This is a genomic window from Desmonostoc vinosum, assembly GCF_059505385.1.
Genome location: NZ_JCACKM010000066.1, coordinates 1 through 19,498, shown reverse-complemented (window position 1 = coordinate 19,498; position 19,498 = coordinate 1). Strand labels below are relative to the sequence as shown.

18 protein-coding genes are annotated in these 19,498 nt (G+C 42.6%); 5 read left to right on the top strand and 13 right to left on the bottom strand.

Annotated features, from left to right (window positions below; all coding sequences use genetic code 11):
- Nucleotide 1: 1 nt before the first annotated feature.
- Nucleotides 2-838, bottom strand: a complete 837-nt coding sequence (locus tag AC5JMF_RS11690; protein WP_495795881.1) for an SGNH/GDSL hydrolase family protein — start codon at nucleotides 836-838, stop codon at nucleotides 2-4.
- Nucleotides 839-1,081: 243 nt separating this feature from the next.
- On the opposite strand from AC5JMF_RS11690, the gene AC5JMF_RS11685 reads away from it, so the two are divergent.
- On the top strand, nucleotides 1,082-1,300 hold the full coding sequence (locus AC5JMF_RS11685) for a hypothetical protein (protein ID WP_495795880.1): 219 nt from the start codon (nucleotides 1,082-1,084) through the stop codon (nucleotides 1,298-1,300).
- A 191-nt stretch (nucleotides 1,301-1,491) separates the two neighbouring features.
- On the opposite strand, the gene AC5JMF_RS11680 is transcribed toward AC5JMF_RS11685, so the two are convergent.
- The 4 genes from AC5JMF_RS11680 to AC5JMF_RS11665 all read right to left on the bottom strand — a co-directional run bounded on the left by AC5JMF_RS11680 (nucleotide 1,492) and on the right by AC5JMF_RS11665 (nucleotide 6,558).
- Nucleotides 1,492-1,815, bottom strand: coding sequence for a hypothetical protein (locus tag AC5JMF_RS11680; RefSeq protein WP_495795879.1), 324 nt, complete (start codon nucleotides 1,813-1,815; stop codon nucleotides 1,492-1,494).
- 175 nt (nucleotides 1,816-1,990) lie between these two features.
- Complete coding sequence (gene bcp / locus AC5JMF_RS11675) at nucleotides 1,991-2,473, bottom strand: thioredoxin-dependent thiol peroxidase (protein WP_495795900.1); 483 nt, start codon at nucleotides 2,471-2,473, stop codon at nucleotides 1,991-1,993.
- Nucleotides 2,474-2,766: 293 nt separating this feature from the next.
- Nucleotides 2,767-3,201 carry an HmpF-related protein gene (locus tag AC5JMF_RS11670; protein WP_495795878.1) on the bottom strand — a complete coding sequence of 145 codons (435 nt, stop codon included), beginning with the start codon at nucleotides 3,199-3,201 and terminating at the stop codon, nucleotides 2,767-2,769.
- A 219-nt stretch (nucleotides 3,202-3,420) separates the two neighbouring features.
- The gene (locus AC5JMF_RS11665) at nucleotides 3,421-6,558 is read right to left on the bottom strand and encodes a valine--tRNA ligase (RefSeq protein WP_495795877.1); all 3,138 of its coding nucleotides are present in this window, start codon (nucleotides 6,556-6,558) and stop codon (nucleotides 3,421-3,423) included.
- A 258-nt stretch (nucleotides 6,559-6,816) separates the two neighbouring features.
- Between AC5JMF_RS11665 and AC5JMF_RS11660 the strand changes: the two genes are divergently transcribed.
- Both AC5JMF_RS11660 and nblS read left to right on the top strand, forming a co-directional pair.
- Nucleotides 6,817-7,338 (top strand): GNAT family N-acetyltransferase, encoded by a 522-nt coding sequence (locus AC5JMF_RS11660; protein ID WP_495795876.1) that lies wholly within the window; start codon nucleotides 6,817-6,819, stop codon nucleotides 7,336-7,338.
- Nucleotides 7,339-7,975: 637 nt separating this feature from the next.
- Nucleotides 7,976-9,889 (top strand): two-component system sensor histidine kinase NblS, encoded by a 1,914-nt coding sequence (gene nblS, locus AC5JMF_RS11655; RefSeq protein ID WP_495795875.1) that lies wholly within the window; start codon nucleotides 7,976-7,978, stop codon nucleotides 9,887-9,889.
- Nucleotides 9,890-9,909: 20 nt separating this feature from the next.
- On the opposite strand, the gene AC5JMF_RS11650 is transcribed toward nblS, so the two are convergent.
- Nucleotides 9,910-10,281, bottom strand: coding sequence for a hypothetical protein (locus tag AC5JMF_RS11650; protein ID WP_495795874.1), 372 nt, complete (start codon nucleotides 10,279-10,281; stop codon nucleotides 9,910-9,912).
- 220 nt (nucleotides 10,282-10,501) lie between these two features.
- On the opposite strand from AC5JMF_RS11650, the gene AC5JMF_RS11645 reads away from it, so the two are divergent.
- The gene (locus tag AC5JMF_RS11645) at nucleotides 10,502-11,341 is read left to right on the top strand and encodes an SAM hydrolase/SAM-dependent halogenase family protein (protein ID WP_495795873.1); all 840 of its coding nucleotides are present in this window, start codon (nucleotides 10,502-10,504) and stop codon (nucleotides 11,339-11,341) included.
- Between the two features lie 34 nt (nucleotides 11,342-11,375).
- Here the strand turns inward: AC5JMF_RS11645 and AC5JMF_RS11640 are convergent, their stop codons facing one another.
- The 6 genes from AC5JMF_RS11640 to petB form a co-directional block, all read right to left on the bottom strand.
- The gene (locus tag AC5JMF_RS11640) at nucleotides 11,376-11,750 is read right to left on the bottom strand and encodes a hypothetical protein (RefSeq protein ID WP_495795872.1); all 375 of its coding nucleotides are present in this window, start codon (nucleotides 11,748-11,750) and stop codon (nucleotides 11,376-11,378) included.
- Nucleotides 11,751-11,964: 214 nt separating this feature from the next.
- Nucleotides 11,965-13,143 (bottom strand): glycosyltransferase family 4 protein, encoded by a 1,179-nt coding sequence (locus tag AC5JMF_RS11635; RefSeq protein ID WP_495795871.1) that lies wholly within the window; start codon nucleotides 13,141-13,143, stop codon nucleotides 11,965-11,967.
- A gap of 10 nt (nucleotides 13,144-13,153) precedes the next feature.
- A complete protein-coding gene (locus tag AC5JMF_RS11630) occupies nucleotides 13,154-14,155 on the bottom strand; it encodes a GDP-mannose 4,6-dehydratase (protein WP_495795870.1) in 1,002 nt (333 codons plus the stop codon).
- Nucleotides 14,156-15,024: 869 nt separating this feature from the next.
- Nucleotides 15,025-15,468, bottom strand: a complete 444-nt coding sequence (locus AC5JMF_RS11625) for an ATP-binding protein (protein ID WP_495795869.1) — start codon at nucleotides 15,466-15,468, stop codon at nucleotides 15,025-15,027.
- A gap of 294 nt (nucleotides 15,469-15,762) precedes the next feature.
- Complete coding sequence (petD, locus tag AC5JMF_RS11620) at nucleotides 15,763-16,245, bottom strand: cytochrome b6-f complex subunit IV (protein ID WP_495795868.1); 483 nt, start codon at nucleotides 16,243-16,245, stop codon at nucleotides 15,763-15,765.
- 206 nt (nucleotides 16,246-16,451) lie between these two features.
- Nucleotides 16,452-17,099, bottom strand: a complete 648-nt coding sequence (petB, locus tag AC5JMF_RS11615; RefSeq protein WP_495795867.1) for a cytochrome b6 — start codon at nucleotides 17,097-17,099, stop codon at nucleotides 16,452-16,454.
- Nucleotides 17,100-17,464: 365 nt separating this feature from the next.
- On the opposite strand from petB, the gene ctpA reads away from it, so the two are divergent.
- Complete coding sequence (gene ctpA, locus AC5JMF_RS11610; protein WP_495795866.1) at nucleotides 17,465-18,718, top strand: carboxyl-terminal processing protease CtpA; 1,254 nt, start codon at nucleotides 17,465-17,467, stop codon at nucleotides 18,716-18,718.
- 154 nt (nucleotides 18,719-18,872) lie between these two features.
- Here the strand turns inward: ctpA and AC5JMF_RS11605 are convergent, their stop codons facing one another.
- Nucleotides 18,873-19,310 carry a hypothetical protein gene (locus AC5JMF_RS11605; RefSeq protein ID WP_495795865.1) on the bottom strand — a complete coding sequence of 146 codons (438 nt, stop codon included), beginning with the start codon at nucleotides 19,308-19,310 and terminating at the stop codon, nucleotides 18,873-18,875.
- Between the last annotated feature and the right edge of the window lie 188 nt (nucleotides 19,311-19,498).

Sequence of the window (19,498 nt, the reverse complement as noted above, 5' to 3'; positions counted from 1 at the left end):
ACTATTGTTTATTTTCTCGCGTTAAGACGTTACTATACACCTGCAATGCAGAACGCCAAACTACATAGCCCACAGAACTCAGATGTAAGCCATCAGTTGTAAACTCAGAACGAATATTACCTTGCTTATTGATAAACAAGGAATGTAAGTCAAGATATTTAACACCTTCTTTAGCAGCGATACTTTGCAGTTGCTGATTTAACTGACGAATGCGGCTATTAGGAATAGCCAGCAATTTATCTCGTCCTTGCCAAGTTGCTTCCTCTCCCCCATGCGGCAAAATCGACTGGATAACGATTTGCGCTGTTGGATGCGCCTTTCGTAGATGACTCATAATTCGCCGCTGCTTATTTAAAATTTCTTTATCGCTGAACCCGCGAATCAGGTCATTAATGCCAATCATGACAAAAATTGCGTCTGGCTGAGTCCGGTCAAATATAGTTAATCTTTGTAACAAACCATCGCTAGTTTCGCCAGAAATTGCTTGATTTAACCAATTTTTATTTTCTGGTAATAACTCCGTAGGAAACCACAGAGTCAGAGAATCTCCCGCCAGTATATTTAGTTGGGGAGGACGTTTGTCAGCGGCAACCTTAGCTTCTTGCTTGAGAATATCTAACCATTGCCGATAACTGAGTTTGTGACGGGGGCCTAAATCAGGTGTTGCTGCTTGGGGTTCGCCGTTGAGGCTAATTTGGTTTGGTACGGTTGTGGGTTCGGTAAAAGCAGTTGAACTTTGTTGTTGCCAAATTAGCAGGATGACGGCCAGCATTAGTATGCCGTTGGTTAACAGCGAAAAAAATGCCCAAACAGGAAAGGTTTTTGCAGAAGTGGACACGACTAGCAATATTTACCAATTGTTTGACTCAGATTTTAACGCCAGTATCCGCAAATCACACTATTTTGCTCAAGTTGGGGAATAGGAAATTGGGAATATATGGGATTTTAATAAAAAATATTTGCAATAGTTTGGCTAATACTCTACACTATTAACTCAGTAGTGATGCAAAATTTTACTAATAAGGATTTCAGATTAATCAGCTAGTAGTCATTTCCAGCGGCTTCACTACAAATACCTGTAATGGTTTGTGGTAGTAATGATGATATTATTGTTGAGACTGATACCTTACAAGCATGGAAACCCTATTTAAAAAAGTGCGATCGCTTGTGGTCATGCATGGAAGGACGACATTTCTTTCACTTTTTCTATCCAGAGCTTGTAGCAGAACAAATATTGAGCTTTTATAGCTCACTACACTGTACCTCAAAACTGCTTAACCATGTTCTCAAGCCTTGTTAAATTTCTCATCTAATTTTTGATATAATCAACTAGCTTATTGAAAGTATATCTCAATTAAGATAAAATCTTGAAGAATCCGTAAGACCTGAGTCCCATCTTCAACTATCTCAGAGACTTTAACAAAGCCAATATTCTTCCTCTGCAATCACAGCGATCGCATTTTCTTGTTTATAATGAGAGGGCGATCGCTTTTACTTAACAGCGTCTTCAAAGTCTGTTAAAGCACAAGCAAATTCTCTAAAAGCCGTTTTAATAATCACCTCTTTGGTTCCTCTCTCCAGTCGAGAATTACGAATCATATCTGTTAATTCTATAAACAGTAGAGAAAACATAAAACGATCTTGGCGCTCAACCTGTTTCAAGCAAGAAAATATAAATTCATAAAGCTCTGTTTTTCTGGGTTTGGTTTGTTCTTCCCATATTTGTAAACCAAGCTTGAAGGTTCTTAAGCGTATCTCATTAAGGTTGAAGGACGCGTCTTTGTAGCGAATTGATACGCGTTGGGGCATGTCCATAAGTTTTAACAGAGATAATCGGTGTATAGTAGTTATTCAGTTGAATTTTGCCTCATCCGGATAGGTTTTGAAGAAATGTGGGGGGATGAGGGAGGGAGGGAGATGAGGGGGATGAGGAGGTTGGGGAAGCAGGGGGAGAATAAATGATTACGAATTACGAATTACGAATTACGAATTACGAATTAGTAATTATTTCTCGCAATTTAGTTAAAACTGCTTGAGCATGACCTTTTGTTTTTACATTGGGCCAAGCATAAGCAATAATTCTATCGGGTGAAATCAGAAAAGTTGACCGAGCAACACCCATGTATTCTTTACCCATAAACTTTTTCAAGCGCCAAGCACCATAAGCTTCTATTAAATGATGTTCAGGATCGCTTAAGAGTGTAATTGTTAAGTTATATTTATCTATAAATTTACAATGGGATTTGCTCAAATCTGGACTCACACCTAATATTTTCGCTTTCAGTGCGTTGAAGTCTTGATGCAATTCAGTAAAATCTTTGGCTTCAGTGGTGCAACCAGGGGTGTCATCTTTGGGATAAAAATAGAGAATAACCCATTGACCGCTGAAATCATCCAGCTTTACAGGATGATCGTTTTGGTCAGCAATGGAAAAATCGAGGGCTTTTTGTCCAACTTGGAGAATGCTACTCATCATGGGGTATGAAAAATTGCGTGGGCGAGTTTTTCGTAAACATCGCCATCAAATTTTACCTAAAATACTGTTTAAAATTTGGCAATAGGATTTCGCAATAACCCAACCAGAACTATTCTTGTCAAGGCTCCAAAAATAGCAAAGCCGAACACAGTACTGATAGATATAATCACAGCAATGAGGTTAACCGAAAGCCCAGATAAAGAATGCAGCCACCAAACGACTCACAACTAAGCTGATAGGAGTTGCTAATAACCACTCCCTACTCCCTACTTTCAAGGCAGGTTTATTACTCAACTTTCTTCTTGATGATGACCATTTTTATCACGTTTGAGATTTTCTTCTAAGGCTTGAATTTGTTCGCGACGAGCTTCTAATTCTAGAGAACGACGTGCTAAATCTTGGTTCTGCAATGTCAATGATTGACGCCAATGTTCTGCTCGTTCGGCTTCCTGTTGCAGAAATTCTGGGGTAATTCCACTTGTGAGGTAGCTTTCCACCAAATGGAGTACCCAATTTGTTGCCTCTTCAATGCTTTCGATGTCGCCTGTGGGGGATAGTTCCACTAAAACAAGCAATTTTTCAGTGATAGTATTGCTTTTCCCTAACAGGATAAGAGCTTCTTCCGGGATAATCGCCCAGAAATGCTCGCTTTCTTGACGCGCCAATAAGCGTAACTGGTGCTGGTCTAAAAACTCGTTTTTTCGCACCTGGGCTAAATATAGCATCGTCGCTTTGCTCCAATTAAAAATTCTAAATTCAAAAAATGTTTTATTTATTTAACAAAAATTTACAAAATTTATATAAACAAAAAAATTGCTTTTAGGTATTTTGCTTGAGATTTATTTAATTTTTAATGGGTAATTGGTAAATTTTATAAGTTTTGCATCCAAATTTATGAACACTTCATAACTTATATTTTTGAACTTTACCATTACCCATTTCATCTATGCTAAGCCATCTAGGCGATCGCGCAGAATCTGTGCTTGTTTCTCAGCTTCTGCTAAAGCATCACGCGCTCCTTGTACCACATCAGCTCTAGCTTTATCTACAAAGCTGGGATTGCCGAGTCTAGCTTTGAGGGACTGAACTTCTGCTTGTGCTTTGCTGAAACTTTTATCTAGCTTGGCACGCAAGGTTTCAATATCTACGACTCCACTAAGGGGAATTAGCACTTGTATTGTACCAATTACACCAGCGATGACATTTTCTGGTTCTTCTAGTTGTGGTTGTGGCGAATCTTCGTTATTAGAGGGTTGAAAGAATTTTGCCCATAACTTTTGTCTTGCCTGAGTAGTGAGTAAATTTTGGCTAACAAACCAAAATGTGTAAACAAAACCAACGATTTCAAAGAACTTACCTACTATGGGAACATCAATCATTGCATTTCCAATAGCTAACCCCACTCGAATTGAGAAAAGTGCTAAAAGAATTAAGCCAATTGTCTTCCAACCCTTTTGAGGTTTTTCACTAGCAATTGTTCGTTTGTTTTGTTCATCAGTAATATTTAAAGTCTCTACCTTCGCCAAATCTCGAATGTAAGACTGTCCAGCAGTCAGGATTTGCTGTTCCTTAGCGCTTCCAGTTTGCAAATTTACCGTTACTTTTACCCCAGGCTTCACATCCGCTTCCGCACGTAAGTTACGAATCGTGCGAATTGTACCAATTAACAATGCAAATTGTTCTTCTAGAGAAGTATCAATTAGATTTGCATCTGCCTGGGGATAGATTTGTAAAGACAGAGATTGTTGAGATTCTGCTGGCTGTTGGGTGAGAGTCTGCCAAATTTCTTCGGTAATGTGTGGCATGAAGGGATGGAGTAATTTCAAAATTCCATCCAGCACATAGGCGAGAGTTTGCTGTGCCACTCGCCGCGATGCAGGATCTGCGCTTGTTTGCAATCTGGATTTCACCAGTTCAATATACCAGTCGCAAAAATCACCCCAAATAAATTCATACAAACCCTTTGCCGCTTCTCCTAAACCGTAATTATCGATGTAATTAGTAGTTTGTTTAATGACTTGATGATACCGAGAAATAATCCAGCGATCGCTTAATTCTAGAGATTGAGAATTAGGGATTGAACAAGAAGACGCGGTGATGGGGAGACGCGGTGACGCGGTGAAAGAACTCTCCGTGTCTCCCTTCGGGTTCGCAGTCGCCTGCGGAGGGAAACCCTCCCGCAGCGCTGTCTCACCGTGTCTCCGTGTCTCCGTGTCTCCTCCAGTCCCCAACCCATCTAAATTCATCATCACAAACCGCGCCGCATTCCACAACTTATTCGCAAAGTTGCGAGAAGCTTCCACCGATGCAGATTCATCCTTTTTGCGATCGTACTCCAGGCGGATATCTTGACCAGCGCCTGCTACTTCCTTAATTAGGGTGTAGCGCAAAGCATCAGTTCCATACTTGGTAATTAGCAACAATGGGTCAATCCCATTGTTAGCCGTCTTGGACATCTTCTTATTATTTTCATCCCGTACCAAACCGTGGATGTAAACCGTTTGAAAAGGCATTTGCCCTGTAAAATGCCCCGCCATCATCGTCATTCTGGCAACCCAGAAAAAGATAATGTCAAAGCCGGTAACTAAAGTAGTAGTAGGGTAATAAGTCGCTAAATCCTGTGTTTGTTCTGGCCAGCCCAAAGTCGAGAACGGCCAAAGCCCAGAAGAAAACCAAGTATCGAGTACATCTGGGTCTTGTTCCAACTGGACATGATCACCAAATTGTGCGTTCGCTTTTTCCCAAGCTGCATCTGCGGATTTCGCCACCACAAACGGCGTATTGTCAGTAATTTGCCCATCCGTTTCACTGACAGCGTACCATGCAGGGATTTGATGCCCCCACCACAACTGACGGGAAATGCACCAATCTCTCAAACTTACCAACCAATCACGGTAAACCTTAGTCCAACGTTGGGGGACGAACTCTGGTGAATTTTTCTGATCAAGGAATTCCAACGCCTGATCTGCCAGGGGGCGAATTTTGACAAACCACTGAGTAGACAAAAGTGGTTCAATAGGAACTTTACCGCGATCGCTATAAGGAACAGAATGCTTATAGTCCTCAATTTTTATCAGAAAGCCATCCGCCTCTAGACGAGAGACCACATTTTTTCTTGCAACAAAGCGGTCTTGTCCTTGAAACTCCCCAGCATTAGCATTGAGAGTGCCATCCTTATTCATAATATTGATTAACGGGAGATTGTGACGCCGCCCCATCTCAAAATCATTGGGATCATGGGCAGGAGTCACCTTTACACAACCCGTACCGAAAGAGGGATCTACAAATTCATCACCAATCACAGGGATTTGGCGGTGTAAAATTGGCAGAGTAATCGTTTTACCGATTAAATGTTTATAGCGATCGTCATTAGGATTCACCGCCACAGCCGTATCGCCCAGCATCGTCTCCGGTCGCGTCGTCGCCACATCTACAAAACCAGAACCATCAGTAAAAGGATAACGGAAGTGCCAAAGATTACCATCCACCTCCCTTGGTTCCACCTCCACATCAGACACCGCCGATTGAGAAGCTGGACACCAGTTAACTAAGTATTCACCACGATAAATTAAATCTTCCTCATACAGGCTGACAAAAGCTTCGACAACAGCTTTAGATAAACCCTCATCTAGAGTAAATCTTTCCCGTGACCAGTCCGCCGATACACCCAAACGTTGTAGCTGATTTACAATTGTTCCCTCAGACTCCGCCTTCCATTGCCAAGCGCGTTCTAAGAATTGTTCACGCCCTAACTCATAGCGAGTTTTACCCTCTTTTTTGAGTTGCTTCTCCAACATTGTATGTACAGCAATGCTCGCATGGTCAGTTCCGGGTAGCCACAAAGTATTGCGCCCCTGCATCCGTTGATAGCGCACAAGGGTATCAATCAACGCACTCTCGAAGGCATGTCCCATGTGCAAACTGCCAGTAACATTCGGTGGCGGAATCACAATGCAGTAGGGTTCGCCCTTGTGGTTAGGGTCAGCCTTGTAAACTTGGTTTTCTTCCCAGAATTTTTGCCACTTGGCTTCAGTGGAGAAAGGATCGTAGAGACTGGGGAGATTGGGAATGGTTGCGGTCATGCTGGGAAAAATAAGTTTGGAAGGACTCTAATAAATTTTGCCACAGGGTACCCAACAATTTACTTTGCTTTGTTGGGTTTCACTACGTACCCAGTGGGATCTTGCTACAACCTAACCTACTTCTATAATTTGAGAACACGCCATAGGCCTCTTTATGGTCTAGGAAGAAAGGTTTTTATTGCATTGTTATATGATTTTTTATAAGAATTTATGTAATTTGTTGTATGTGCGTTTAATTTAAAAATAGGCAATGGTGAGATGATGAGCTTAGAACTTGAAACTCAAAGATTATTATTGCAACCGATCTTAGAAAGCCAACTTAACGTACTACACAGTATTTTTATTGACCCCTATGTGAGAAAGTATTTATGTGATGACAATGTTTGGTCATTGCAACAAGTTGAACAAATGTTGATAAAGAGTCAAAAGCTCTTTAACGAAAAAAAATTTGGTCTTTGGTTTATTAAAACTAAAAATCAGCAAGAAATTATTGGATTCGTTGGTTTGTGGTATTTCTTTGATGAAGACCAGCCTCAATTAGCTTATGCTTTGCTGCCTCAAGCAACCAAAAAAGGTTATGCTACCGAAGCCGCAACCAAAATTATAGAGTATTGTTTCAACGAACTTGGTTACAAATATCTTTTAGCTAGTTGTGATCAGCCCAATCTAGAGTCACAGAAATTAGCACAAAGAATTGGCATGAGAGAAGTAGAACAAAAGAATGTGAATAGCAACCTCACACTATTTTTCAGGATTGAGAAATTGGGCGTTGCTGATTAATGGAATGATTGAAGCTGATGGGGGACACAAAGATGTGGGGATGATGAGAGTTGGAACTTTCAAGGATAGATTTTTAATACTCAGTCTAAAAAAGCCTATTTTTCCGTTCCAAAATCTTTCTCCGCGTCCTCGCGTCCTCGCATCCCCGCGTCCCCGCATCCCCGCATCCCCGCGTCCCCCCTGCTTGCCATGTGGCTAACTCACCAGTCAAAAAATTGAGCTAAAAGCTTTAATCTTCTATTAAATATCAACTGTGATGGCGGAAATGAGGTAAATTCGTTGAGACTGGGTATTGGGGATTGGAAACTGGGGTATGTTTTCAAATTATAAAAGTAGGTTGGGTTGTAGCAAGATCCCGTAGGGTACGTAGTGAAACCCAGCAAAACAAAGAGAATGTTGGGTTTCGTTCCTCAACCCAACCTACAATTAAGTTTAATTTGGAGTTTAAAAACAGTCCCTAGTAAAAATTCTTCTATTCCCCAGTCTCTAATCCCCATTACCCCTAATCCCCACTCCCTCCGGGAGCGGGGGCCCCGAGTTCCCCAATCCCCAGTCTCCCTAACATGTTTGTCAAATTAACTGTTAATTTTTTAGTTGTTGGGGTTTATAACAAAAACTACTAACAACATTACTTAAGATGCTGGCTCCTTTACAAACAATCCGAGAAGCGATCGCCAATTGGTGGTCGGAATTCACTCTCCAGACCAAACTTTTGGCCGTTGCCACTTTGGTGGTTTCGTTGATTATGAGTGGTCTGACCTTCTGGGCTGTGAATACAATTCAGCAAGATGCCCGGATGAATGACACTCGTTTTGGCAGTGACTTGGGACTGCTACTAGCCGCCAACGTTGCCCCCCTGATTGCTGACCACAATCTCACTGAGGTTGCTCAATTTTCCCAACGCTTCTATAGCAGCACATCCAGTGTGCGCTACATGCTCTACGCTGATGAAAACGGGGAAATCTTTTTTGGTATTCCTTTTTGGGAACCAGAGGTAGAAAACTCCCTGACAATTAAACGGCGGATACAACTGCCAGAAGATTACCCTGGGGATGGGGAAAAACCCATGGTGCGGCAACACATGACTCCTGACGGGTCAGTTACCGATGTGTTTATTCCCCTGATTGTCGATAAAAAATACTTAGGTGTATTAGCGATCGGCATCAACCCCAATCAAACTGCGGTCATTTCTACTAACTTTACCCGTGATGTCACCATCGCCGTTTTTATCACAATTTGGGTCATGGTGATATTGGCCGGAGTAATCAACGCTTTAACCATCACTAAGCCGATTAAAGAATTGTTGGTAGGGGTGAAGCAAATAGCCGCCGGCAATTTCAAGCAACGTATCGACTTACCTTTAGGGGGCGAACTAGGAGAGTTAATTTTCAATTTTAATGAGATGGCAGAGCGTTTGGAGCGCTATGAAGAGCAAAATATTGAGGAATTGACAGCAGAAAAAGCCAAACTAGAAACCCTAGTTTCCACGATCGCCGATGGTGCTGTATTAATTGATAACAACATGCAGGTGATTTTAGTCAACCCTACAGCGCGGCGAATTTTTGGCTGGGAAGGCATGGAAGTAGTTGGTAGCAATGTTTTGTCTCACTTGCCTCCAGCCGTTCAAATGGAAATTACTCGTACCTTATATGAGATGGCAGCAGGCGAATGTGAAAGCGCCGAATTCCGACTGTTTCTCAACGAACCAATCAAGCGTACCATCCGCATTCTCTTGACTACAGTACTCAACCTCCAACGGGAGAGTATCAAAGGCATAGCCATTACTGTGCAAGATATCACCCGCGAGGTAGAACTGAACGAAGCAAAAAGCCAATTTATCAGCAACGTTTCTCACGAATTGCGAACGCCTTTATTTAACATCAAAACGTATATCGAAACTCTGCATGACTACGGCGAAGACTTAGGTGTCAAGGAACGACAAGAATTTTTGCAGACTGTCAACCATGAAACCGATCGCTTAACTCGCTTAGTCAACGATGTCTTAGATTTATCAAAACTCGAATCTGGTCGTAATTACAACTTTGATGGTGTAGATTTAGCCCAGGCGATCGAGCAAACACTGCGAACTTATCAACTCAACGCTAAAGACAAAGGTATTGAATTAGTTCAAGAAGTTGCCCCCAATTTACCCCTAGTTTTGGGCAATTATGATTTATTGTTACAAGTATTTGGCAATCTCATCGGTAATGCTCTGAAATTCACTCAATCAGGCGGTAAAGTGGCAATCCGTACTTACCAACTAGAACTAAAATCTAGTTCTCACAATCAGCCTGGTCTAGTGCGAATTGAAATTTCCGACACAGGAATTGGCATCGCTCCCGAAGACCAACAAGCAATTTTTGACCGCTTCTTTCGTGTAGAAAATCGAGTTCACACCCTAGAAGGTACTGGTTTAGGTCTATCAATCGTGAGAAACATTATTGAAAGACATCGGAGTAGAGTTCATTTAGTAAGTGAAGTTGGAGTAGGTACAACTTTTTGGTTCGACTTAACCGTATTTGATGAAGGAAAAACCAAGCCAAATAACTGAATTGGGGTACTGAGAACTTTCTAAGATGTGGATAAAACAACTAACAAACAGATAAATAATAGACCTAATAGTAGTAGCAAAGCCTGATTGCGTTTTATCCAATTTTTGATAGAAACTGCAAAGCTTTTAGTGTAACGTTGCTGTTCCAACTCTATCTTCATCTCTTCAATATTTTGGTAGAGGGTACAGTCTTTGGCGTGAGGGCGTTGAGGAAAGTTACAGGTATCATCGGCATGATATGTACAACTGTCGCATAGATACTCATCTCCACTGGCGCGGTGCAATGGAATACCAGGATGTCCATAAGCTTTAAGAGTTGTGCGGCAATAAGGACAACTAATAGCTTGATTATCAACAAGCTGATGACAGCGCGGACAAGATACAGTAGCCAAAGCTTCGGTGTAAATATGTGAGTAAGTACATTGATTTTAGCGATTGACGGGAGGTAATACCAATTCGCAAGAAATTTGGCGCTGATTGTGATCTAGAAATCTTGCATGGAGTTGAGATTACACTTAGACTGCTGATGAGGCGGGTTGACTGGAGCGTTAAAACACCATTCATTACCTGACTGTTGATCGCTAATTACTATCCAAAGGGAGGAAGAGCAGAATGTTTATCTGCGTCATTGCCGACTACGGTACAGGAGACCCGGCATTTACTGAAGTCACGCAACGCTTGCTTCTAGCTTTTCCCCATGCCCAAATTCATTTGCTTTCGGTTCCACCATTCAGTACCTTGGCAACGGGTTTCTGGGTTGCCCAACTAGGACTTAACCCAGGCCCCAGTGAGCGGCTGATATATCACAATTGTGCGCCTCGTCAGGATGATCCACAAGCCCGCCGGGATAATGAAGGTGAAGGATTAACCTATGCCGTTTTATCTAATGGCGTAAAAGTAGTGGGTGTAAATGCAGGCTATACTCTCTCCTTTATCAAAGACCATACCAAAGAGTTACAAGTGGTTAACGTTTCTCGTGGTGGCTCGCAGTTTCGCTCACGGGATGTGTTTCCTGTAGCAGCAGCAGCTATTATGAATGGAGATTTTAGCCTTCTAGGAGATAGTCTCAAGAGTGAGCAAATCCCGGATGTGCCGCCAGATAGAATTGCCTGGATTGATGGCTACGGCAATATCAAAACAACTATTAGAGCGCACACAGTTAACTTGGAGCCAGAGAGCAAGATCGTAATTCGGATTGGTGATGTAGTCAGTGATGCAATATATTCTGATGGTAGTTTCAAGGTGCCCGAAGGAACTTTGGCCTTTGCCCCTGGTAGTTCGGGTTGGTCAGTTGGCGACTCAACAGAACCATTACGCTTTCTAGAGCTATTTCTGCGAGGAGGAAATGCTTGGGAGCGCTTTGGCCGTCCCCGTGTGAATCAGCAAGTAACTCAAATTGCTTCTGGAGAAGTTCTGTCGGGGGCTGGAAACAGCCTAGACAAGGTTCTGTGAGAGAAGAATCCTCGCCCTTGCGGGGCGGGGAGTGTCAATAATCTTCCAATGATTGCTTGGGCACTTCAACTGCCGTCACATCGATTGTGCCTTCTGGTGTGAAGCGCTGAAAATGACGATTTTGCACTAACAGTTGTTCTCCACAGTTAGGACACTGCAACTGACTGTTATTCAAACCAGTAAATTCGTATCTACAGACGGGACATTGGTCTGCAACCAAGTTACGTTGTAGCCACCAGCGGAAACCAACAAAAGCAATAGCGGGTGCTAACAATAGCAAGCCAAAAATAATTAGCAAAGACTTAACTAGCCAACCCAAGCCCAATGACGCCAGCAACCATATAACTGCTAACAGGGTGAGCCAAGGGCGGAGATTCAGAAGATTTAATTGAAAGGTCTTAGGGCTCATTTTTTACCATGTCGTCCTGCTCTCTTTCTAGGATAGCGAGTTTAGTCATTGACCAAAATAATTCGTAATTGATAATACGTAATTCGTAATTATTACCCCAGGAGGGACTTCCAACTCAAAAAAGATCCCATTGCTTTGGTAAGCAAGGGGAGCAGGGGAGGAAGAATCTAATAATCATCTTCGCTCTCAAAATTGGATAATTTATCGGCAGTTGCTACAACCGGGAACCACTGCTGTTGAGTATTGATAAAAGCTGCTTTTGGAGGGCATCTATGCCAAAAATAGCGATCGCTTCCTCCCGCAACCATTGCCCATGGCAACGTTGATCATTACCTTGGAGAATTTCTCTGCAAGCTGTTGCTACAGCATCTGGATTTCGGTGTGGTACTCGCCATCCCAGCTTACCATCCTGCAAGGGGTCAGCCGAGCCATCGTCATCACCAGATAATACAGGTACACCACAAGCCATTGCTTCGAGATAAACAATGCCAAAGCCTTCTTGAGAGGGCATAATGTAGGCATCAGCGAGGCGATAGTGTTCCATTAATTCTTCTGTAGGCACAAAACCAGCAAAAACGACGCGATTGCTAACTCCTAAATCTTTTGCTAACTGAGCTAATCGTGGTTGGTCATCGCCGCGACCAATTACCAAATATTTTACTTGGGGGAAAACTTGAGCAATTTGTGGTAACGCCCGAATTGTGACATCTACACCTTTGTAAATATCCCCTGACCACAGCCGCGCTACCGTCATTAAAACCTTGGCATTAGCTAAGCCATACTTCTCTACTAATTCTGGCTGTTTGGCACCAGGAGTAAATTTATCTCCATCAATTGCACAAGGTAACATCTGTATTTTATTGGGGTCTAGACCATTAGCGGCACAAGCGCGATCGCGGCTGTAACGGCTAATTGTCCAAATTCCGGCTGCTGATACCAAAGCGCGACGTTCTGGATTTTTTAACGGTTCCCAAACTTCCTTACCATAAGTCAGCACGGTATAAGGAATCCCCAGCGGCTGGCAAAGAGTTTGTATCAGTAAGGCTAAGTTAATATGACCACAAAAAACCTGCTGAGGACGATTTTGCAGCAGACATTTGAGTAACGCTGCTGCCATTTTTATTCTGCCGATTTGGGAAGACTGATTTTGAAAGTAATGAAATTTTAAATTTTGCGACTCAAATGGATTTGAGCAGTTAGGACTGTCTCGCAGTAAGAAGACTTCGGCTTGGTAAACTTGACTCAAGCCCCCATAGGCGCGAAAAATATCTTGTACATAAGATTGAATACCACCTTCGCGAGCAAAAATTTCTAAGAACACGAAGACATGGGTGGTTTTTTTATGAGATTTATCGCCTAAATTTCGGTTTTCTGCCACTTTACTGCTTAGCATATTGATTTGTTTACACTCGCGGTAACGGTGCAGAGATTGGTGTAATTGCACCGCTTTGTAGCCGCTCTAAATCTGTTTTTACCATTTTGTCTAAAAGTTCCTCAAAGCTAACTTGTGGTTCCCAACTCAGGTTTCTTTTGGCCTTACTGGGGTCGGCAACCAGTTGAAAATGTTCATCGGGTCTTAATAAATTAGTATTAATTATTACATGCTTTGTCCAATCCAACCCTACAGCCTCAAAGGCTGTGGTAACTAAGTCTCTGACACTATGCAGTTTGCCTGTGCCAATCACATATTCTTCTGGCTCATCTACTTGCAACATGCGCCACATTGCTTCGACATAATCTCCGGCAAAACCCCAATCGCGTTTGGCGTCTAAGTTACCTATTTCTAATGTTTGAGTTAACCCCAATTTAATTGATGCAGCTGCCAAAGAAACTTTGCGTGTCACAAATTGAGGTGGACGCAGAGGAGACTCGTGATTGTACAAAATCCCACTACAAGCAAACAAACCATATCGCTGTCGATGATGTACCATTGTCCAGTGAGCGTGTAGCTTGGCAGCAGCATAGGGATTTTTCGGGCGAAAGGAGGTTTCCTCATCTTGAGGCGAAAGCAAGACATCCCCGAACATCTCCGAACTACTAGCTTGGTAAAACCGAGTAGATAAACCTACCCGTCGTACAGCTTCCAAGAGCCTAGTTGCTGTCCCTGTAATTAAATCTAAGGTTGCTAAGGGGTCATTCCAGGAATCTGGGACAAAACTGGGAGCTGCCAAATTGTAAATTTCTTGAGGACGTAGTTGTTCAACTGCTGTTAACAGCGCCATACTATCTCTCAAGTCAACTGTATAAATTGCTACTTGATCAACTAAAGTTCCTAATTTTGTCAAATTGGGCTGTCGATGCGGAGGCACTAATCCGACAACTCGATAACCCTGATTGAGTAACAAATGGCTGAGATAGTAGCCATCTTGACCAGTAATTCCTGTAATTAGGGCTGTTTTAATCATTTTCTCTATCTCCCCTATTTTTTAGCATTTAGAAGGCACATGTTGTAGAGAAAATACTAGACTCCCAACACTGCTGACAAATCCTAACAAAGGAGTTACTGCAACTCGAATGCTGTCTTTACTATATTCACTAAGTTTTTTTATACAAAAAACTAATTTATTTTTTACTAAATCAGACAGTAATATTACGTATTTTTATTGAGATTCAACGGATAATAAGAGACAATTAGCATTTATTAATACTAAGTTATGCGCAAAAGTACTATTTCAGATTTTATTTACATTAAATTTTTATAACTAGATATTTAGATAACTTGCGTGTGATTACTTAATTGAATTTTGCAGTTAATAAACTTAATTAAGTAGAAGGACTAAATTAAACCTCACCTCGATTGCCGGGTTTCGACACTTCGACAAAGCTCAGTGACCACTCCGCTCAACCCTCGTCTTCTCAAAGATCGAGCATTGAGCATAACCTATGGAGATCTTGCTACACGTAGCGTCTTTGATAGGAGAAGTCGCACAGGCGTTTTATAAATAATTGTGTCCACCTACTTAAGCTAATCTGCCTTTAACTTGCATAATCCTTTGCCTCAGAAAGACGCAAAGAGAAGTTGCGTGCGGGGGTTCCCCCCGTTGAGCAAACTTCGGAGGACGCGCTTAAGGGGAGACGCGGGGATGCAATTTGAATGATTATTAGCTTAATAAAGTGCGTCAGTACGAATAATTTCTTGGGTTCCTAAGGGTTTCTTTTTGCTGACGCACCCTACATCAAGGTTGTCAAAACTCCAGAGTTCAAGCTGACCTTGGACTCTGGAACATCACTTTTAATAGTTCCTCCTGTGTAGCTTAGTTTTCCCTGTTCCCTTTCATTTTTGTGCTTCTGTGTAGTGTTTGACGATCAGCAGACAATTTCTACCATCTGCACCACGTTCGTAGACGACACGATCAGCTAAGCGCCGCAGGAGAAACCATCCATATCCCCCTACTTGCAGAGTACCTGGTTCTGGCTCTGCGATCGCATCAGGATTGAAAGGTTGTCCATGATCCCAAATTTTAATCTCTAGTCGATCAACCCATAAGTAAACGTCAATATCAATGGTTGTTTCCGGCGGTAAAGCATGATGAGCGTGACGAACAGCGTTAGTAAAGCCTTCTGCCAATGCTAGATTGAGGCGATAAAGTTGGGTTTCTGACCAACCAAGTTGTGACAAATGTTGCAGACAAAATTGCTCAAACCATTGTTGCACCTGGTTTAGGAGCTTGAGTTCGCTCTTCACCGTCAGATGGTCTTGCTGCACTATGCTAAGCATTGACCGTGACTTGAATATAAGTAAAGGAAAAATGTTTGTATTTGTTGTCTTTGTACTGATTTTAGATTCTGGAATAGTTTTTAACGTCTCGGCTTCGCTCGACGTTAAAGCTGAGCGAAGCCGAAGCTTTAACAGTTAGCAGTTAACAGTAAACTATTAACTGATGATCATCCAAAACTTAAAATCCAAGATGTAATCTGGACTATTAAAATTGACGCCTGTTTGTTGTTCTCAAGGGCACATCTGCATATACTCTTGAGATTTACAGGCGTCAAAGCGCTTGTTGTGACTAATTTAGAACAGTCCCAAGGTTAGAGATTTATCCAAAGGTAAAGCAGCACCGATACCTAGCCACAGTGTTACCAGGGTACCAAACAGAAATACTGTGGTGGCTACTGGACGGCGGAAAGGATTTTGGAACTTGTTAACGTTCTCAATAAAGGGAACGAGAATTAGTCCCAGAGGTACTGAAGCCATTGCCAACACTCCCAACAGTTTGTTAGGAAGCGATCGCAAAATTTGGAATACAGGATACAAGTACCACTCTGGCAAAATTTCCAATGGGGTAGCAAAAGGATTAGCTGGTTCACCATTCATTGCAGGGTCTAGCACAGCTAAAGCCACAATACAAGCGAATGAACCCATAATTACGATGGGAAATACGTAAAGTAGGTCGTTAGGCCAAGCGGGTTCGCCGTAGTAGTTGTGACCCATGCCTTTGGCGAGTTTGGCTCTTAGCTGAGGATCACTTAGATCCGGTTTTTTCTGTGTTGCCATTTTTAAATCTGCTCTCCTGCTTAAGTTGAGTTAAAGCATTTGTGAAAGCTATTAGCCGCCGTCGGGGCTGATTTAGCATTTAGCTTCCCATGCAAGTGTTTGTTTCTTTTGTAGCTTATGTACAATAAGTTTTTATTTTCCATAAGTTTAAAGCAAACAACTGCATCTGGGAACTGAGGGCTGTCACCCAACGCTAATAACTTGAATTACAAGGGGCCGGAAATGCCTTGCTTGCGGATCATCAAGAAGTGGAATAGCATGAAGACCGCAATCAACCAAGGTAGAACAAATGTGTGAGCGCTGTAGTAGCGAGTCAGTGTTGCTTGACCGACGCTAGAACCACCGCGTAACAGGTCGGAGATCAGCACTCCAACTACAGGAATGGCTTCTGGTACGCCGCTAACGATTTTCACAGCCCAGTAACCAACTTGATCCCAAGGTAGAGAGTAACCAGTCACACCAAAGGAAACGGTGATCACAGCCAGGATGACGCCGCTTACCCAGGTCAATTCGCGGGGCTTTTTGAAACCACCAGTCAGATAAACCCGGAAGACGTGCAAAATCATCATCAATACCATCATGCTGGCAGACCAGCGATGGATAGAGCGAATCAGCCAACCAAAGTTGACTTCGGTCATGATGTACTGCACCGAGGAGAAAGCTTCGGTAACTGTTGGCTTGTAATAGAAGGTCATCGCAAATCCAGTGGCGAACTGGATCAAGAAGCAAGTTAGGGTAATACCACCCAGGCAGTAGAAGATATTGACGTGGGGAGGAACGTACTTGCTAGTGACGTCTTCGGCGATCGCTTGGATCTCCAAGCGTTCCTCAAACCAGTCGTAAACGTTGGCCATACAATCTCAAGTCCCTAAAGATCGGTTGCGGTTGATAAATCTCCCAATTAGCAATTTTGGGATTTTAGCAAAAAGGATTTTATGCTTTTGCTTGTTAACTTTCAGAGCGATCGGAGTTTTAAGAAACTTGACACTCTGTAAAGATGGAATATATTGCGTTCTCTGAGTGCCCTAACGCAAAATTATGGGCCCAAAGTAGATCTTATCGTTTGGTGAGTGGGATCAGCTGGCATCGGTTGACTAAATAATTTGATGAGAGCAATGCACCACTTCTATAAAAAAAGTAACATAGTCGAGAGATAGATTTCATCAACAACGAGGCAACTGGGCTGTTCTAGGCAATTTCGTTTGAGTCGGAATTCACAATGGGGTTCATGCACAAACAAGTTTTTCGAGTCGGATTTTCACTGCTAATGGCGTTTTGCTTGGTGTTGGGTACGTTCGCCCAACCGGCAGCAGCTTTGACAGACGAGCAAAAATTGGTATCAGAAGTGTGGCGAATTGTCAATCGCACTTATCTAGATGAGACGTTTAATCATCAAAACTGGGCGGCGGTGCGACAGCAAACTTTAGAGAAGCCGATACAAGATCAAAAAGCGGCTTATGGAGCAATCCAAAAGATGCTCAAGAGCCTTGATGATCCTTTTACCCGCTTTTTAGACCCAGAGCAATACCGCAGCTTGCAGGTCAATACTTCTGGAGAATTGACAGGGGTGGGATTGCAAATAGCTCTGAATGCGGAAACTGGTAAGTTGGAAGTTGTAGCTCCCATAGCGGGTTCACCAGCGGAGAAAGCAGGCATTAGACCACGCGATCGCATTCTCAAAATCGAGGGGATTTCTACAGATAATTTAACCCTTGATGAAGCAGCAACTAGGATGCGCGGGCCAATTGGCAGCCTTGTGACTCTTGTAATCGAACGAGAGGGAGAAGCAGAGACGGAAATTAGAGTGATGCGCGATCGCATTGCTCTTAACCCCGTAGTATCAGAATTACGTGTGACTCCTCAAGGTACAGCCATCGGTTACTTGCGCCTAACTCAATTTAATGCCAACGCTTCTATGGAATTGGCACATGCCATCTCTGGTTTAGAAAAAAAAGGCGCTGCTGCTTATGTTCTAGATTTGCGAAATAATCCTGGAGGTCTTTTACAAGCAGGAATTGAAATTGCTCGCTTGTGGTTAGACTCTGGCACCATAGTTTACACCGTGAATCGTCAAGGCATTCAGGGAAGTTTTGAAGCATTTGGGCCTGCACTCACGGCAGATCCTTTGGTGCTTTTAGTAAATCAAGGAACTGCCAGTGCTAGTGAGATTCTGGCTGGCGCATTGCAAGATAATGGTCGTGCCCAGTTAGTAGGCGAAACTACCTTTGGTAAAGGCTTAATTCAATCTTTATTTGAATTATCCGATGGTTCCGGTTTAGCAGTCACAATTGCTAAGTACGAAACACCTCAACACCACGATATTAATAAACTCGGTATTAAGCCAGATCAAGTGATTGCTCAAGCAGCACTTAATCGCGAAAACATTGGTACAGAAGCAGATCTACAATACCAAGCAGCACTGGCATTATTGGCGAAAAATTCACAAACTATCTCGCGTTCAACAGATTTGTGATCTGCATTTTGACATACTATTAGCTAACATCTATTGCTAATAGTATGTTATAGACCTGTTGCCAACTATGGCGTAATTTTAGCAGAGGTGATTGAGTATGGATTCCCCAATAAACTAACTTCTGAAAAAATCCTCACTGCTGTTTGTATTTAACTCAACCACCGCCAAATCTTGCCAACAACTCATCACGAGATAATTCGAGTAGTAAGCGGCTGTATTCTTGGGGTGATAACTGTAATAAAGGCTCAATTATTTGTTCTAATTCTTCATTTAGCGAACCAAACCGGACGCGTAACAAATTTTCTACTACTTGGCGTCGTCCTTCTTTTTGCCCTACTTGTAAAGTGGCTTCCCGCCATTCTAAGTAAGCTTGGGATAAGTTCATAATCACCTCTTGGTCATCTGCTGTAAGATTTGTCTGGTTGATGACAGTTATCCGCCAACTAGTAATTAGTTCTTGGATATTTTGCCGTAATCGGTTGTTTTGAGGAAGTGACAGTAATTCCCTGATGGCTTGACGTTGCGTTTCTCCCTTGCCTAAAATCCTCAGCCAGAGGGTTTCCAGAGTAAGTGGTAATTTATTAATTGCCACTATTGCTGTTCTGAATGAGTCTGGTAAAAAGTAAACACCTGCGAGCCAATTATTTGTATCTAATTTAGCGCCAAAACTCTCTATTCAGAGGGAGTGGCGATGTGGGAGTAGGGAGTAGGGAACCCACGCCTTGAGGCGTGGGATTGAAGTAAGGACGCATTGTGCCTCGTTGCAAGCAATCTCGGCAC